16 protein-coding genes are annotated in these 17,152 nt (G+C 66.5%); 12 read left to right on the forward strand and 4 right to left on the reverse strand.

What is annotated here, in order from left to right:
• Positions 1-95: 95 nt before the first annotated feature.
• From U5914_RS08235 to U5914_RS08245, 3 genes are all read left to right on the forward strand, one after another.
• Entirely contained in the window at positions 96-650 is a 555-nt protein-coding gene (locus U5914_RS08235; RefSeq protein ID WP_336135280.1) for a hypothetical protein, read from the forward strand.
• A 148-nt stretch (positions 651-798) separates the two neighbouring features.
• Positions 799-987 carry a DUF8015 family protein gene (locus U5914_RS08240; RefSeq protein ID WP_336135281.1) on the forward strand — a complete coding sequence of 63 codons (189 nt, stop codon included), beginning with the start codon at positions 799-801 and terminating at the stop codon, positions 985-987.
• Positions 988-1,531: 544 nt separating this feature from the next.
• Positions 1,532-2,779, forward strand: coding sequence for a DNA double-strand break repair nuclease NurA (locus U5914_RS08245; RefSeq protein ID WP_336135282.1), 1,248 nt, complete (start codon positions 1,532-1,534; stop codon positions 2,777-2,779).
• Here U5914_RS08245 and U5914_RS08250 read toward each other — a convergent pair whose 3' ends face one another.
• Positions 2,780-3,121: a cupin domain-containing protein gene (locus tag U5914_RS08250; RefSeq protein WP_336135283.1), complete on the reverse strand. Its 342-nt coding sequence runs from the start codon at positions 3,119-3,121 to the stop codon at positions 2,780-2,782.
• 105 nt (positions 3,122-3,226) lie between these two features.
• Between U5914_RS08250 and U5914_RS08255 the strand changes: the two genes are divergently transcribed.
• Complete coding sequence (locus tag U5914_RS08255; RefSeq protein WP_336135284.1) at positions 3,227-3,733, forward strand: DUF5817 domain-containing protein; 507 nt, start codon at positions 3,227-3,229, stop codon at positions 3,731-3,733.
• Positions 3,734-3,793: 60 nt separating this feature from the next.
• Entirely contained in the window at positions 3,794-4,120 is a 327-nt protein-coding gene (locus U5914_RS08260) for a hypothetical protein (RefSeq protein ID WP_336135285.1), read from the forward strand.
• 15 nt (positions 4,121-4,135) lie between these two features.
• Here U5914_RS08260 and U5914_RS08265 read toward each other — a convergent pair whose 3' ends face one another.
• Positions 4,136-4,609 (reverse strand): redoxin domain-containing protein, encoded by a 474-nt coding sequence (locus U5914_RS08265; protein WP_336135286.1) that lies wholly within the window; start codon positions 4,607-4,609, stop codon positions 4,136-4,138.
• A gap of 105 nt (positions 4,610-4,714) precedes the next feature.
• Entirely contained in the window at positions 4,715-5,923 is a 1,209-nt protein-coding gene (hmgA, locus tag U5914_RS08270; protein WP_336135287.1) for a hydroxymethylglutaryl-CoA reductase (NADPH), read from the reverse strand.
• Positions 5,924-6,016: 93 nt separating this feature from the next.
• On the opposite strand from hmgA, the gene U5914_RS08275 reads away from it, so the two are divergent.
• The 7 genes from U5914_RS08275 (at position 6,017) to nadC (ending at position 15,041) form a co-directional block, all read left to right on the forward strand.
• Positions 6,017-7,516: an amidohydrolase gene (locus U5914_RS08275; protein WP_336135288.1), complete on the forward strand. Its 1,500-nt coding sequence runs from the start codon at positions 6,017-6,019 to the stop codon at positions 7,514-7,516.
• A 181-nt stretch (positions 7,517-7,697) separates the two neighbouring features.
• Positions 7,698-8,921 (forward strand): CBS domain-containing protein, encoded by a 1,224-nt coding sequence (locus tag U5914_RS08280; RefSeq protein WP_336135289.1) that lies wholly within the window; start codon positions 7,698-7,700, stop codon positions 8,919-8,921.
• 154 nt (positions 8,922-9,075) lie between these two features.
• Complete coding sequence (locus U5914_RS08285) at positions 9,076-10,932, forward strand: rhomboid family intramembrane serine protease (RefSeq protein WP_336135290.1); 1,857 nt, start codon at positions 9,076-9,078, stop codon at positions 10,930-10,932.
• Between the two features lie 58 nt (positions 10,933-10,990).
• The gene (locus U5914_RS08290) at positions 10,991-11,398 is read left to right on the forward strand and encodes a DoxX family protein (RefSeq protein ID WP_336135291.1); all 408 of its coding nucleotides are present in this window, start codon (positions 10,991-10,993) and stop codon (positions 11,396-11,398) included.
• Positions 11,399-11,588: 190 nt separating this feature from the next.
• Positions 11,589-12,725 carry a quinolinate synthase NadA gene (nadA, locus tag U5914_RS08295; protein WP_418766754.1) on the forward strand — a complete coding sequence of 379 codons (1,137 nt, stop codon included), beginning with the start codon at positions 11,589-11,591 and terminating at the stop codon, positions 12,723-12,725.
• Positions 12,726-12,727: 2 nt separating this feature from the next.
• Positions 12,728-14,236, forward strand: a complete 1,509-nt coding sequence (locus U5914_RS08300; protein WP_336135292.1) for an L-aspartate oxidase — start codon at positions 12,728-12,730, stop codon at positions 14,234-14,236.
• Positions 14,229-15,041, forward strand: a complete 813-nt coding sequence (gene nadC, locus U5914_RS08305; RefSeq protein WP_336135587.1) for a carboxylating nicotinate-nucleotide diphosphorylase — start codon at positions 14,229-14,231, stop codon at positions 15,039-15,041. The genes U5914_RS08300 and nadC overlap by 8 nt, the downstream gene beginning before the upstream one ends.
• Here the strand turns inward: nadC and gpmI are convergent, their stop codons facing one another.
• Positions 15,042-16,556, reverse strand: coding sequence for a 2,3-bisphosphoglycerate-independent phosphoglycerate mutase (gene gpmI, locus U5914_RS08310; RefSeq protein ID WP_336135293.1), 1,515 nt, complete (start codon positions 16,554-16,556; stop codon positions 15,042-15,044).
• Between the last annotated feature and the right edge of the window lie 596 nt (positions 16,557-17,152).

Consider the following 17,152-nt stretch of genomic DNA (forward strand, 5'->3'; position numbering starts at 1 on the left):
GGTCTCTCGGAGATTCGTCTCGTAGGTCGCGAACAGCAGTGTGGAACTGTTTGAGGCATATTGTTATATAAATCGGCAAGTAAAATACCGAAACAATGTCAGAAGGTTCCCACTCAATTGGAGATGGCGAGCGGGACGCCCTCGGAGCCATTGCTGATGATGCTCTCGGAGTGTTCAGAGCGGGATTATTTATGATGGTGATTTATATCTCCATCCTATCTCTCACACTAAGGACGGGTGGTGTGGACTACATCGAAAATGTTGTAGATTCATTCTACAGTATCAATGGAATCGTCTTTTGGGCAGGATCTATCACCAGTAGTGTACTCACTCACAGGATGGCTCGTCGGGTTACTCTTCAAAATAATTACTCTCAATTAGGGCGTATAGATGACAAGCTTGATATTCTAAATTTCTTGACGGCCAGCACTGTAGGACTACTTATTTCGGTATTCTCACTCCTTTTTGGCCTTCTTGAGGGTTGGGGAAAAACAGTAAACCCTTCGTCGGGTGGCGTCGGTATCCATCAACCTCTTTTGATTATTAGCTTTTCGTTCGCGTTCATCCTTGCTATCTACTCCGTTCTATCGGTGCTGGATATGGTAAGGAACAGATGGGGACCTATCAGGAAGATTTTGAAAATGTCTTAGCGGTAAAAATCGCTGTCAATCGTTGAGGGTTGGACTGGCCATTGATGAGCTCGCAGCTTTTGCGGGGACCCCCGACACTCCGTCATCGGAAGTGGCAGCATGTCGTCTAGTAATGAGATTTAATTAGACGGGGGTTGATGGTGTGGATGTGACGGAGACACCGCCGCCCACGCCGACGCGGTACGATGGCCTGCTGGCAGCCATGCCCGCGTCGCTCGCCGGAGGTGCCGCTGCTGGGTGGCTTCTGGCGATTCCGCTGACGCTCGGCGTCGGCGTCGGGAGTCTGCTCGCGGCCTGTTTCGTCGCCATCTCGCTTTTCGTTGTGCCGCCGGAGTAGTCGCGTGATGGGTTCTGTGGTGTTTGTTTATAAATGGCGGATGGCTTTTCAACACCTCTGAAGCCCTCAGCCGGCTGGCGGTCGTTCAGCGACATATCCTCATGGTTCGAAAGACGCCAAAGGCGTCTTTCGTCATCACGAGAGAGCTTCGCTCTCTCGAACGACTTCGCTCAGTCGGTCGTCCCTCGCGCGCTGGCTGGCCGGACCGCCGCTCGCGTTCTGCTCGCGGCGGTCGGCCTGCGCGCGCCATTTATAAATAAACACTCGGCCGGGAGGAGGGGTCGGCCGCACGGCCGACCCTCCGACCCGGGGAAAGGCAGGTGCCGTCCCTGGCGGAATGAAAGGGCGAGGCCCGCTGACGTTTATATAGTCGCTAAGCAGGCACTATCCGACCGCAGGGAGGATATCCTGCTTAGCGACCGTCAGCGGGCCGAGGGCTTTCCGGCTGTTTGCGGTCGAGATGTCGCCACGCTCTACCCGCCTTCCATCAGAGTCGAATCCTAGCGCCCGACCATTTAACAGGGAGACCGACCGAGAGCCACCAATGACGCTCGACCCGGTCCACTTCGACGGCATCGCGCAGTTGGCGGGCCGAATCAGCCAGCGCGTCGATGCCACGGACCACGACTCCTTCGCGGAGACCGTCTTCGAGGAGTTTCTGGACCCGCTCATGTACGACGACCGGCGAGTCGTCGAACCGCTCGACGAGGTACAACGCCAGCGCATCGATGCCGAGGACGCCGCCCTGCAGGAGGCGCCCTTTCCCACACAGCACGGCCTCGATTCGGGGACCATCAATCCGACGACGTTCACGAACGGTCTCGTGTTGGACGTCGCGCAGGCGGCGATGGCTTCGGTTCCCTCCGACCTCGAACTCCACCGGGCGCGGTCGGTGGTGACGACGGTCCACTCCAACGACGCGACGGTCGACTGCGGCGAGGACGACTGGACGATGTTCGACCGCGGCTACTCGCGCGGGCGCATCATTCAGGCGCCGCGGGTCAACCGCTACGAGGAGGCCGTAGTTCACGCGCTGTCGCTGTATCTCGCCGAAGCCAAGCACGCGGGGATGCAGTCGGCAGTGGTCGACGACCTGCTCATCCTCGACGGCCCCATCTACCCGAAGGGCCTGCTCGTCTGGAGCGACCGCCACCCCGAACTGGCGGATTTGCTGGTCGAGGAGGAACTCCCGCGGGAGGTCGTGGCGGCCTACATCGACCTCGTCGAGGAGTTCGCCGACCGCGGCGTCCCGCTCATCGGGTTCGTCAAGAACAGCGGCTCGAAGGCGATTATTCAGGCGGTCCGGGAGGCCGAGCGCGCGCCGTGGGTCGACGACTCGGCCTTCTTCACGCGCGTACTGGAGCGGACAGACGACGACGGCGAGACGCTGACCGACGAACTCACCTTCACGAACTGGTTCGTCTCACGGGGCGGCGTCGACCGACCGCTGTCGACCGACGGCGACGCCTTGGGCATCGAACGCGAGCGCGAGGCCGCCGACTACGAGGTGACCTTCTTCTGTGTGTTCGACCCGCGCACGGAGCAACTCTACCGCGTCGAGGCGCCCGCCGTGTTCACCCGCGACGAGGAGTTGCGGGAGGCGCTGACGATGCAGGTACTTCGGGACGTGGCCCACGAGAAGGGGCCGCCGATGGCGGTGGCGAAGGCCGACGAACTGGCGCGAATCAGCCGCGAGGAGAAGGCCGCACTCGGACGGGCCATCGAGGAGCAACTGGACGCCGCACGCGACCGCAGTTACGACGACGAGCGCTGGGGACTGGTCGACGGCTAGCTATTCGGCCCAGTCGGGGTTCGGCCGTGGCGGCGCGAAGATGTCGACCCCGTGGACGACGGTGTCGCCGCGGTTCGCGGCGGCGTGTGGCTCGTCGCCCGGAATCGTAAAGGAATCGCCCGGCCCGACGACCGTCTCCTCGCCGTCGGGGCCGATGAACGTCAACTCGCCCTCGTAGACGAACCCCGTCTGCTCGTGGTGGTGGTCGTGTTCCGGGACGGTCGCGCCCGGTTCGATTTCGAAGCCCTGAATGCTCGTCTTCTCGCCGGTCGCCAGTTGTGTGAGGTGGACGTCATCGACGGCTTCGACCGATTCGCGGTCCGAAAGTCCGACGCGTTTCATAGCGGGTGGTGGGCGGCGGGAATCTTGAGCGTTCCCCTGACCAGCACGGACGTCGACCCGCCCCGTCGACGTGGGTTTTTATCCGACGACGCCGAAGCCCGGCGTATGTACTCGGTCGTCGGCTGCAAGGAGTGCCACGCGCTGTGGGTCATCGAGGGGCGTCCGGAGACGACGAAGTGTCCCCGCTGTGAGAAGCGCCACAAGTTCGCGAAACTGAAGGCCTTCGCCGAGACCGACACCTCCGACGCCGCGGCCCGCGTCCGCAGTTCGATGCTCGCCAAGCGCGCCGACGACGGGGAGTTCGTCGACCCTGCCGACATCGACCTCGACGGGGTCGGCATCAGCGACGAGGAGTTTCTGACGGCGTCGGGGCTGGATACCGACGCCGTCGCCGCCGCGGGCGAACGGGCCGAAAGCGGTGGCGGCGGGTCCCGAAGTCGCAAGCAGGTCGTCCGCGATGCGCTCGACGAACTCGACGAGCCGACCGCCGTGGACGTGGTCGCCTACGCGGCCGACGAAGGCGTGTCCGAATCCTACGTCGAACGCGCCCTCGGCAAGCTCAAGCGGGCCGGCGAGGTGACCGAATCCGGCGGCGTCTACCGGCCCCTCTGACGGACCGAGCGTCCGAACCGCTTCGAGTGGACTTTTGGCCGCCCGCGCCGAGGCTCGGGTATGAATCGCGACCCTTCGGATTACAGCCGTCTGCTCGTCCTGTTGGTTCTGGTGCCGCTGCTGTTGGCCGATCTGGCGTTCGACCTTCCGGATGGCACCTTCGCCGGCGTGGGTGCGCTGGTCTTCGTCGCCGCCGCCGGCATCCACCTCTACGGCGGCGAGCGACAGGCCGCCGTCGGCTGGCTGCTGTTCGGCTGTGCGCTCGGGTTGGTCGGCCTCGTCGACGTCGAGCAGGACCCGCTGTACCTCTTCGCCGTCGGCGTGCTGTTCGTCGCCGGGCTGTTCGTCCTCGGGAGTCAGCGAATCGCGGACCGCCTCGAAGAATAGTGACTGCGCGGGGCGTCAGACGGCTTCGACGGCGTCGAGGACGGCGCGGTAATCGGGTTCGTTCGTCGGGTCGTCGGCCTCCCAACTGTAGGTCACGGCGCCGGATTCGTCGAGGACGTAGACGGCCCGGTTGGCGACGCCGTACAGCCCCAACTCCGGGATGTCCAGCGAGAGGCCGTAGGCCTCGATAGCCTCGCCGTTCATGTCGCTGACGAGGTCGAAATCGAGGCCGTATTCGTCGGCGAACGCGCCCTGTGAGAACGACGAGTCGGCGCTGATGCCGAGGAGCGTCGCGCCCGCGTCCTCGAACCGGTCGTGTCGCTCTTGCAGCGCCACCATCTCGTTGGAACACGGCGGCGTGAACGCCCCCGGGAAGAACGCCAACACGACGGGCCCGTCGCCGAGGTGGTCGGCGAGGTCGAACGTCTCGTGGTCGCTTCCCCTGTACGTCGCGGTGAACGTCGGTGCGGTGTCGCCTGTCGAGACCATACTATACTAGATGGGGCAGAACGACCCTAAACGCTTGGCCGAACATCGTCGAAACCGGAACGGGATTTCGGTCGGAGAGCCGCTCTAGACGAGGCCTCGAACGCCTTACCGGCCCAGTTCCTCGTGGGCGCTGGCGAGGTGGTTCGACGCGAGCGCGCCGAGCAGGGAGAGTTCGCCGCCCAGCGCCGCGGTTGCGATGACCTCCGCGAGCGCGTCGGCGTTCGAGCCGGCGGGGTCGCCGCCGCCCGACACCCCGACGACGTCGAGCGCCTCGGCCTGCGTCGGGAGCTTGGTGCCGCCACCGACGGTTCCGACTTCAAGCGAGGAGAAGGTGATGCTGGCATAGAGGTACCCGTCCCGGACGTCCGCCGTGGTAATCGCGTTGCTGCCCTCGACGACCTGTGCGATGTCCTGTCCGGTCGCGAGGAAGGCGGCGGCGACGGTGTTGGCGGCGTGGGCGTTGAAGCCCAGCGAGCCGGCTTTCGCGGAGCCGACGAGGTTCTTGCGGGTGTTGGCCTCGACGATGGCCTCCGGCGTCGTCTCGAAGTAGCCCTCGACGGTCTCGCGGGGAATCTCCACGTCGGCGGCGACCGTCCGGCCGCGGCCCTCGATGCTGTTGATGGCGGCTGGTTTCTTGTCCGAACAGAGGTTGCCCGACAGCGCGACGAGTTCGGCGGGCGTCTCCGCGGTGACGACCTCGCAGGCCGCCTCGGTTGCGATGGTGGCCATGTTCATCCCCATCGCGTCCTTGGTGTCGTAGGCGAATCGGAGGAAGACGTTGTCGCCGACGACGTAGGGCGTCACGTCGCGCAACTCGCCGTGGCTGGTGGTCGATTCGGCGGCCTCCGCGAGCGCGTCGACGTTCGCGCGGACCCACGAGGCGACCTCGCTGGCCTCGCCGACGTCCGCGACCCGGAAGACTGGCGCGCGCGTCATGGCGTTCTTGAGGACGCGTGCGGTCGCGCCGTCGGCGGCCCGCATCGCGGCACACCCGCGGTTGACCGAGGCGACCAAGGCGCCCTCGGTCGTCGCCAGCGGGAGGTACCTCGTCCCCTCGACCGCCCCGCCGTCGATGCGGATGGGGCCGACGATGCCCATCGGCACCTGCGCGGCGCCGACCATGTTCTCGATGGCGGATTCGGCGTCGGCGGCGTCGAAGGTGTAGTCGCCGACGGCGTCGAGGTCCGCCTCGGTTCGCTCGACGAGGAGGCGGCGGCGGGCGGCGGCGGCCGTCTCGGCGTCGGCGTGCTGTTCGAGTTCGTGCAGGCGCAACTCGCCGCTCTCGACCGACTCGACGAGTTCCTCGGTGTCCATACCGGCGGGATGGGGGCGGGAGACTAAGGGTTTCCGTCACACGGCCGACCGCCAGCGACGGGATTCAAGGCGATGGCGACCCGCCGTCCCCGTATGACCCAACCGGCGGACCGCATCTTCACGAACGCCGAGGTACACACCCTGACGGCCCCCGACGAGGAACACGAGGCCGTCGCCGTCCGGGACGGCCGAATCGTCCGAGTCGACTCCGAATACGAGATCGGGTTTCTGGAGGGCGTCGACACCGACGTCGTCGATTGTGAGGGCGGCGTCCTCCTGCCGGGCTTCATCGACGCCCACACGCACATGGAGGTGGTCGGCCGGCGACTCGTCCACGCCGACCTCGCCACCGACGACCGCGAGACGGCCCTCGGCCGCCTGCGCGAGGCCCCCGACGAGGAGTGGATTCTCGGCTACGGCTACGACGAATCGGCGTGGGACGACGACCGCTATCTGACCCGCAAGGAACTGGATTCGGTCTCGGAGGACCAGCCAGTCGTCGCCTTCCGTGAGGACCTGCATACGGCCTCCGTCAACTCCGTCGTCCTCGACCGATACGCCGAGGAACTCCCGGAGGACGGCGTTCGCCGTGCGGCCGGCGAACCGACGGGCGTCGTCACCGAGGGCGCCGCCGAATTCCTGCGGATGGAGACGGCGCCGGACCGCGAGGAGACCCGCGAACTCGTCGCGGCCGCCCGCGACCACGCCCACGAACTCGGCATCACGGGCGTCCACGACATGGTTCGGAAGTCGGACGCCCCCGCGGCCTACCGCGAGTTGGCCGCCGACGGCGACCTGAATTTGCGGGTGCGGCTCTACTACTGGGCCGACCACCTCGATGCCGTCGCGGAGACCGGTCTGGTCACCAACCACGGCGGCGAGTTCGTCGAGGTCGGCGGCATCAAAACCTTCACCGACGGGTCGCTCGGCGCCTCGACCGCCAAACTCGCCGACCCCTACGCGGACGGCGAGGGGGTGGGCGAGTGGGTCGTCGCCCCCGAGGAACTGGCCGACATCGCCGACCGTGCGGACGACCTCGGCATGCAACTGGCGGTCCACGCCATCGGCGACGCGGCCATCGAGGTGACGCTCGATACCTTGCCCGACGACCCGGAAGCGCGGCACCGCATCGAGCACGCCGAACTGCTGCCGGCGGACCTCGACGGCTTCGACGCCGTCGCGTCGATGCAACCCAACTTCCTGCGGTGGGCCCGCGAGAGCGGCCTCTACGAGCAGCGGCTCGGCGCCGAGCGGACCGCCGCCTCGAACCGGTTTTCGGACGTCCTCGATGCCGGCGTACCGCTGGCTTTCGGCAGCGACTGCATGCCCATCGACCCCCTCTACGGGATTCAGCAGGCGGTGACGGCCCCCGAGACGAGCCAGCGCCTCTCGGTGACCGAGGCGCTTCGGGCCTACACCTCGGGAGCGGCCTACGCGGGCCACGACGAGGACCGGTTCGGCACCGTCGAGCGGGGCACGGCCGCGGATTTCGTCGTCCTCGACGCGTCGCCGTGGGGCGTCGACGCCGAGGCCATCGCCGACATCGACGTGGCGATGACCGTCGTCGATGGTGCCGTCGTCTACGAGGGCTGAGACGGGCGCCGAGGGCGGGGCCGTCGGATTCCCGGCGAGTCGGTATCGGTTTTCTGTCGTGTTCTAGTGTGTGGGAATCGCCGGCGGATTCTTGTGATTTCGCGATAAAGTGGTACATGTTGGCAAGGAATTCCCGCCAGCAGTACAGCGCGGCAACCCGGAGCGAAGACTCACACGGACAATGGACATAACTGATATAATTTCGGACGACTACGTGGAACGGTCCCCCGAGACGCGCGTCTCGAAACTCGTCAGCGCCTTCGAAGACCCGAGCGTCAAGGGTATCGTCGTGCACGGCGACGAATTCGAGGGCGTCGTCACGCGACGACAGCTCGCTACCTCACACCACCAGCCCAACGAGAAGATCGGCTCGCTGGTCTGGCACGTCCCGCGGCTCGACCCGAACGAGGACGTTCGCAAGGTCGCCCAGCTCATGATAGACAGCGATTCGCAGCTCCTGCCGGTCTTCGAGGGCCGAGACCTCATCGGCGTCGTCACCGTCGATGACATCCTCGAAGCCGTCCAGCCGTTCCTCGATACGGTGACCGTCGCCGATGCCGCCAGCACCGACCTCGTTTCCATCGACCCGGACTCGACGTTCGGGGAGGCGCTCCACGTGTTCCGCGAGAACCGAATCACCCACCTGCCCGTCGTCGAGGACGACAGCGCCGTCGGCATCCTGAGCCTCTACGACGTCACGGACTTCACGGTCCGCTCGACCGAGCAGAGTCAGGCCGGCGACGCGGGCGGGGTCGACTCCTTCGGCGGGGAGATATCCGACAGCGCCGGACGCACGCGACGGGGCGGGTTCGGCGCCCGGGAGGGCGAAGCCGCACGGCTGTTGGACCTGCCGGTTCGGGACGTCATGGTCTCGCCGGTTCGGACCATCGACCCATCGGCGACCCTCGACGTGGCCGTCGAGGAGATGTTCGACATCGAGGCCTCGTCGCTGGTCGTCACCGACGACGGGAGCCCCCACGGAATCGTCACGAAGACGGACGTCCTCGATGCGCTCACGTGGGAGGCGGAGGGCAATCGGGCCGTGCAGGTCTACGGTATCGACCTCGTCGACGACATGAGCTACGACGACATCGTCGCGATGGTCGAGAAGTTCGACGACCGGGACCACGGCATGAACGTCCTCGACGCCAAGGTCCACCTCCACGAGCACGACGAGAAGCTCCGGGGAACGCCACTGCTGCTCGCGCGGATTCGCCTCCACACCGACCGGGGCCTCTTCATCGCCTCCGGTGAGGGCTACGGCGCGAGCCACGCGCTCAACGAGGCGCGGGACGTCCTCGAACGCCAGATTCGCGACGAGAAGACCCGCGGCAAAACGAAGAAACCCCCGAGCGAGGAGTACTGGGAGAAGCGCTTCGGCTGGATGCTCGAGGAAAGCGGCTGATACGGACCGTTGCAGTCTGTTACCGGCCGTCGCCAGTGCGGGTCGGCGATGGTCGATACGAGCGGCCACCGATGCGGATTCGATTTTTTGCCGAGTCGTTGACGACTCGGAGTAGCCCGATTATTTGAGTGATGCGTCCCTTCCGGATAGTGAAATGCCCGTCTCGCCTACGCAGGTCGTTTCGCCCACACAGGTCGCGCTCGTGGCGGCGCTGGCCGTCGCCTTCGGCTTCGTCTGGTACGTCGAGGGACGGGGCCGGTGGCGCTCGCTCGTCGCGGACCGCTTTATCCGCGGTATCCCGTGGGGGACACTGGTCACCGTCGGCATCGTCGTCGCCTTCTACCTCCTCGCGCAGGGTGGCCTTCGGAACTGGGCGTCGCCGGTCATCTACCCGTTCGTGACGTGGTCGTACTTCTATCCGACCGGCCTGCTGACCGCGGGTATCGCCCACGGCAGTCCGGCGCATATCGTCTCGAACATGGCGGGAACGCTCGCGTTGGCGCCCATCGCCGAATACGCGTGGGGCCACTACGCGCCCTCGGAGCGCGACGAGTACGCGCGGTCGCGGGGCGGCCTGCTCGGACAGCCGTGGGTTCGGGCCGTCGTCGTCTTCCCCGCCGTCCTGCTCCTTTCGGCGTTTCTCACCTCCTTCTTCTCGCTTGGGCCCGGGCTGGGCTTCTCGGGGGCGGTCTTCGCTATCGCGGGCTTCGCGGTGGTGAACTACCCCGTCTCGACGGTCGTCGGCGTGGTCGTCGCCGGCGTCCTGCGGACGCTGTATACGGCGCTTTCGGAGCCCATCGTCCGCGCGACCGTCGAAGCCGGCGCGCCGTCGCCGCCCTCGTGGGCCGGCATCGGCTTTCAGGCACACATGCTCGGCTTCCTGCTCGGGGTGGTGGCCGGCGCCGCCTTGCTGTGGCGTCGCGGGCGCCGGCCCTCCGTCGAGCGGGTGTTCTTCGGAACGTTCCTGCTGGGGATGGCACAGACGCTGTGGCTCGTCGTCTGGGTCGACGAGGAGGTCTACACCCTCTATCGCGGTGCTGGCGTGGCGTTCGTCGCCCTGCTGACGGTGGCGGTCACCGTCGCGGTGGCGGGGAGTCGCGAGCCGTTGCCGCGGCCGTTCTCGGAGTTTGCGTGGGCCCCGTCGCGGCGACAGGTGGCGCTCGTGTGGCTCGGCGTGCTCTCCTTTTTGAGCGCGGGGACGGTCGCCGGCCTCGCGGTCGAGGGCGACCCGCTGTGGTGGGCCGTCGGCATCCTCGCCCCGCTGGCGCTGTTGGCGATTCCGGCGCTGATCGCGCTGTCGCCCGAAGGCTGGCGCGGCGGGCCGACCACGGGCCGACAGGCCGGCGTGGTCGTCGTCGTGGTCGTGACGCTCGTCGTCGCGTTGCCGAGCGTTCCCCTCGGCCTCCTGTTGGTCGATGCCGACAGCGCCCCGGACACGGCGGGCGTCGAGGTGCGGGACTATCAGGTCGCCTACGCCGAGAACGCGACGCCGGGACACACCTCGCTGGTCGACATGGGCAACGAGACGACCGCCACCAACCAGACGGGCGTCATCCTCGTCAGCGACGACCGCGAGATGTGGACCATCGGCACGCGCGGTAACGTCCTCGAACACGCCGGCAACGACACGGTCGTCGTCGGCGGCATCGGCTGGCGAACGGAAATCGAGGTCAACCGGACCGGTTGGGAGGTGGTCGGCAACGACAGCGCCTACGCGGTCGACCTGACGGTCGACGGCGAGACGACCCGGTCGTTCGCCTCGGAGTCGAAACGGGCCACCGCGCGAATCGACGACCGGTCGGTCGCGGTCGCACCGGTCTCGGACGGCTTCGAGCTAGCGGTGTTCAGCGGCGGCGAACGGGTGGGGGCCGCGACGATTCCGCCGGTCAACGAGAGCGTGACCGTCGGCGAACTCCGGTTCGAAACCCGCCCCGGAGACGACGGGGAGCGACTCGTCGCCTCCCGGGACGGAACCGAGGTGCAGGTGGCCGAACGGGAGCGCTACGAGTAGCCGCCCGGGGGAGGAACCACCAGTCCGATTTATACGGTTTCCGTGCCTTTCTCGAAGTATGACTGACGAGACGGCAACCGACGAAACGGACGAATCGACGTCACCGTGCCGGGTCGGCCGACTGTTCGTCGGCCTCGGACTCGCGTTGCAGGCATCGGAGGACTTCCGCGACATGGAGAGCACCGTCGACTACGCGGAGTCGGCGGGCGTCCCGGTGCCGGAGTTGCTGGCCCCGCTGGCCTCGGTGTCGATGTTCCTCGGCGGCCTCGGCGTCGCCTTCTGGCGACTTCCGCGGCTGTCGACGGCCGCCGTTACCGGCTTTCTCGCCGTCGTGACGCCGACGATGCACGACTTCTGGAACGCCGATGAGGACAGCAAGGAGGGCGAGCGACTCGCCTTCTTCGGCAACCTCACGATGTTCGGCGCGGCGCTGGTCTTTCTCCGCGAGGCGTATCGCCGCGACTGACCCGACTGCGTTTTTCCGGTTTCTTCTCGAATAGCGACGCCGCAAGCGCTCGACGGCGTGGAAACTCCTCGGTTGTTTCCCATTACGAACCGCGATAGGGGCAAAATAATCTCCTCAGACCGTATATTGAAGACAAAATTTTATCAAAGTGGGGGTTCCGTGGGCTAGTACAACCCAAGGTGTACAACTGATGCCCGAAATGGAGACGGTCGACCTCGAGACTGACCTTAGCCTCTTCAAGTACGACAACCTAGAGCAACTTCCCCCTTCGTACCGGGAGTTGAGCGAAGACGAGCGAACGGAGCGTATCGCGGCCGCCACGGAGGACCTCGGCGACGACGTGATCGTCCTCGGCCACAACTACCAGCGCCGGGAGATCGTCGAACACGCCGACTTCATCGGCGACTCCTACGAGTTGAGCCAGCGCGCCGCCGAGGCGGACGCCGAGTACGTGGTCTTCTGCGGCGTGACGTTCATGGCCGAATCGGCTGACATCATCACTGACGACGAGCAGACAGTCATTCTGCCGTCGATGGAGGCGTCCTGTCCGATGGCCGGGATGGCCGAGGCGCTGCAGGTCGACGCCGCGTGGGCCGAACTCAACGCGGCCACGGACGACGACGCCGACATCGTCCCGATTACCTACATGAACAGCTACGCCGACCTGAAGGCCTTCTGTGCCGAGCAGGGCGGCCTCGTCTGTACCTCCTCGAACGCACACAAAGCCTTCGAGTACGCTTTCGAGCGCGGCGACAAGGTGCTCTTCCTGCCCGACAAACACCTCGGGGAGAACACGGCCCACCGACTCGACATGGAAGACGCGACCGCCGAGTGGGATCCGTGGGACCCCGAATCGAAAGATGCTGACGAGGTGGCCGACGCCGATATCATCCTCTGGGACGGCTACTGTCAGGTCCACGAGCGCTTTACGGAGCAGCACATCGAGGACATCCGCGCAGAACACGACGATGCCAATGTCATCGTCCACCCCGAATGTCGGCGCGAGGTCGTCGAGGCCGCCGACGTGGCCGGCTCGACCTCGACCATCTGCGAGACGGTCGCCGAGGCCGCCCCCGGCGAGACGTGGGCTATCGGCACCGAGATTCACCTCACGAATCACCTCCAGCGGTGGCATCCCGAGGTGAACGTCCTGCCGCTGTGTGGCGACGCCTGTATGGACTGTAACGCCATGCGGCAGGTCGACCCGAACTACCTGACGTGGGTGCTGGAGGAGTTGGTCGATGGCAACGAGCGCAACGTCATCGAGGTCCCGGCCCGCGAGAAGGACCTCGCGGAACTGGCGCTCGAACGGATGCTGGAGGTCTGACCATGCAGGAACGAGACACCGACCTGCTCGTCGTCGGCAGCGGCATCGCGGGCTGTGCGGCCGCACTCGCCGGCGCGCGAGCGGGTGCCGACGTGACGCTGGCGACGAAAGCCAGCCAGCCCGAGGACTCGACGTCCTACTGGGCACAGGGCGGCGTCGCCGTCTCCCGCGGCGACCCCGAGTCATTTAAGAGAGACATCATCGAGGCCAGCGACGGCCTCGCGGACCCCGAGGCGGTCGACGTACTCGTTTCGGAGGCCGACGAGGCCGTCCGCGACGTGTTCGTGGATACCCTCGATATCGACTTCGACGAGAACGGCGACACCCCCGACTACGGCCGCGAGGCCGCCCACAGCGAGGAGCGCATCCTGCACGTCGACGCCTCGACGGGCAAGCACGTGCTGGCACCGTTCCTGAACTACCTCGCCGACCATGACCGCGTCGAGGTGCTGGAGGACACCGCCGCACTGGACCTCGTTACGCACGAGGGTCGTGTCCATGGTGCACTACTTGAACGCGATGGCGAGTGGATGCCTCGCTTTGCGGGGGCGACCGTGCTCGCGACCGGCGGTATCGGTGCCTGCTACCAGCGCTCCACGAACCCGCCGACGGCGACTGGCGACGGCATCGCGATGGCCGCGCTTGCGGGCGCGGACGTCGAGGACATGGAGTACGTGCAGTTCCACCCGACGGCGTTTGCAGGTAAGGGTGCCGACGACCAGGGCACCTTCCTCCTCAGCGAGGCTGTCCGCGGTGAGGGCGCACTCCTGCGGAACGCCAACGGGGAACGGTTCATGCCCGACTACCACGCGGACGCCGAACTCGCGCCCCGTGACGTGGTCGCCCGCGCGGTGAAGGACGAACGCGAACGCACCGGCGAGGTGACGCTGGACGTCTCGCCGCTCGATTTCGAGGGCGAGTTCCCGGACCTCCACGCCGAATGCGAGAAGCGCGGCGTCGATTCTGCGGAGGGGATTCCGGTCGCGCCCGCCGAGCACTTCCTCTGTGGCGGTATCGACGTCGATACCGAGGGTCGGGCGTCGCTGGACCGCCTCTTTGCGGCCGGCGAGTGCGCCCGCACTGGTGTCCACGGCGCGAACCGGTTGGCCTCGACGAGCCTGCTTGAGGGACTCGTCTTCGGCCTGCGAGCGGGTGAGGCCGCCGCCGGGTTCGAGGCCGAACGCGTCGAGGCACCCGAGTTGCTCGACAGCGACCCGGACCTGCCGGAGAGCTTCGCCGCAGAGAAGTTCGTCCGCCTGCGCCGCGTGATGGACGAGTACGTCGGCATCGAACGCGACCCCGAGGACCTCACCCGGGCCGCGGGCGTCCTCCGGCGCCTGAAGGGAGAAATCGACGCCTACACGCGCACCCGGACGAGTCGCTCGCTGTACGAACTCCGGGGTGCCTGCGTGAGCGCCCTGTTGGTGACTCGCGCCGCCGCCGAGAACGACCAGTCGCGGGGCTGCCACCACATCGCCGACGAGGAGGGGGCCGCCGTTGACGCTGATTGAACAGTCGCAAATCGAACGCTGGCTCCGGGAGGACCTCGGCCACCACGACGTGACCAACGACGTGCCGGGCGAGACGGCGGGGCGACTGGTCGCCAAGGAGTCAGGCGTCATCGCGGGAATCGACGCCGCCGAAGCGGTCTTCGAGTACTTCGGCGTCGACGTCATCGAGCGTGTCGATGCCGGCCAGCGCATCGAGGCGGGCGACGTGGTACTTCGCGTCGAGGGGCCAGCAGCGGACGTTCTCCGCGGCGAGCGCGTCGCGGTGAACATCGCCGGCCACGCTTCGGGTATCGCGACGAAAACGAGGAGGGCTGTCGACGCAGCGCGAGCGGTATCCGATTCCGTCGACATCGCCGGCACTCGCAAGACCACACCCGGGCTTCGCAGTGTCGAGAAACGCGCCATCGTCGCCGGAGGCGGCGATACTCATCGGCTGGACCTCTCGCATATGGTGATGGTCAAGGACAACCACGTCGTCGAGATGGGAATGGAGGAGGCCGTCGCCCGGTTCCGCGAGCGGGCCTCCTTCGCGACGAAAATCGAGGTCGAGGTCGAACGGCCCGAAGACGCCGCCGATGCCGCCCGCGCCGGTGCCGATATCGTCCTTTTGGACAATATGGCGCCCTCGGAGGTCGAGCGGGCCGTCGAGACGCTTCCCGAGGATACCCTCGTCGAGGCGAGCGGCGGCATCACTATCGCGGACGTTCCGGATTACGCGGCGACGGGCGTCGACGTCATCTCGATGGGGTGTTTGACCCACAGCGCGCCGACGCTGGATTACTCGTTCCGAACGGGCGCAGAGTAGCTATTCGAGCAGGCTCTCGCCGGTCATCGCTTCGGGAATCTCGACGTCGATAAGTGTCAGCAACGTCGGCGAGATATCGGCGAGGGTGCCACCCTCTCGGACCCGCCGGCCGCCGTCGCTGCCGTCAGGCGAGACGTAGATGAACGGGACCGGATTCGTGGTGTGGGCCGTGTGTGGGTCCTCGGGCGTGCCCATGTCGTCGGCGTTGCCGTGGTCGGCCGTCACGAGCAGGTGGCCGCCCGCGTTTCGGACGGCTTCTTCGAGGCGGGCCAGTTGTGCGTCGACGGCTTCGACGGCTGCCTTGGCGGCCTCGAAATCGCCCGTGTGGCCGACCATGTCGGGGTTGGCGTAATTGAGGACGAGCACGTCGGGGTCGTGGCTCTCGATGCGGTCGACGGCGGTGTCGGTGAGTTCCTCGGCGGACATCTCCGGCTTTTGGTCGTAGGTCGCCACGTCGGGGCTGTCGACGATTTCGCGGTGCTCGCCGTCGAACTCCACCTCGCGGCCGCCGTTGAGGAAGTAGGTGACGTGGGCGTACTTCTCGGACTCGGCCATCCGCAGTTGGGTGAGCCCCTCCGCCGCGAGGACCTCGCCGAGGGTGCTCTCGGGCTCCAGCGGCGGGTACGCGACCGGGAGGTCGAACGTCTTGTCGTATTCGGTCATCGTCACGAGTTCGATGTCCGGCGGCGAGGTGTCGACGTCCCACGCGGGGTCGATGTCCGCGAGCATCCGCACGAGTTGGCGCGCGCGGTCCGCACGGAAGTTGAAGAAGACGACCGAATCGCCGTCCTCGAGTGCGGGCCGGCCAGCGACCAGCGTCGGTTCGACGTACTCGTCGGTGTCGCCGCGCTCGTAGGACGCTTCGACGGCCTCGACCGCCGAGTCGGCTTCGTGGGGCGCCTCACGATTCACGATGGCGTCGTAGGCGCGTTTCGTCCGCTCCCAGTTCTGGTCGCGGTCCATCGCGTAGTAGCGACCACAGACCGTCGCCACATCGCCCGTGCCTGCGTCGTCGACGACCGACTCCAGTTCCGAGAGATAGCCTGCGCCGCCTTTCGGTGCCGTGTCGCGGCCGTCCGTGAAGGCGTGGGTGACGGCGTCGACGCCCTGCTCGGCGGCGAGTTCGATGAGCGCGTGGAGGTGCGTCTGATGGGAGTGGACACCCCCGTCGCTGACGAGGCCCATGAAGTGGACGCGACCGTCGTTGTCGTCGGCGTGTTCCAGCGCGCCGCTGATGGCCTCGTTGTCCGCGAAGGCGTCGGCGGCGATGTCGTCGGTGATGCGCGTCGATTCCTGCTTGACGACGCGCCCGGCGCCGATATTTAAGTGGCCGACCTCGCTGTTGCCCATCTGTCCTTCCGGGAGGCCGACCCGGCGGCCGTGGGTTTCGAGCGTCCCGAACGCGCCCGTCTCGCGTAAGCGGTCGAACGTCGGCGTCTCGGCGGCGGCGACCGCGTCGGATTCGCCGCCGTCTCCGAGGGCCCACCCGTCGAGGATGACCAGCGCTGCTCTCATTGCGTGTGGAAAGCCGGTCCCCGCACAAGGCCGTGTCGGTGTCTAGGTGACTGAATACTCAACGCCTGAGTCTGATACTCGAGAGAAGTTGTGACTTCCGAAGCCCTCGGCCGGCTACGGTCGCGCGACTCGCTGTGCTCCTCAGTCGCTCCGCTCCCTGCGGTGCTTACGTCGTCGTGCTTCCCGTAGCCGGCCTCGCCCTTCGAGTCCGCCAAGGACAGCACCGCAGCCACATGCCTCCCCAACCGACTCCCTCCCTCACTTCGTTCGGTCAGTCGTCCCTCGCGCGCTGGCTGGCCTGACCGCCGCTCACGGAGGCGTTCGCGGCGGTCGGCCAGCGCGCGCCATTTATAAGGTCGGTTGGCCGGGAGGAGGGGTCGGCCGCACGGCCGACCCTCCGACCCGGGGAAGGGCAGGCCCAAGCGGTTGCGGTCCTGGCGGACTGAAAGGGCGAGGCGGGGAGGCGTTTATATAGTCGCTAAACAGGCTCTATCCGACCGGAGGGAGGATATCCTGTTTAGCGACCGCCTCCTCGCCGAGGGCTTTCTATGTCGTGACGGTTGTGCGACTGTCTAGCACGATTTATAAGGAAACGA

It is taken from the genome of Natronomonas amylolytica, assembly GCF_037031205.1.
Lineage (GTDB): Archaea > Halobacteriota > Halobacteria > Halobacteriales > Haloarculaceae > Natronomonas > Natronomonas amylolytica.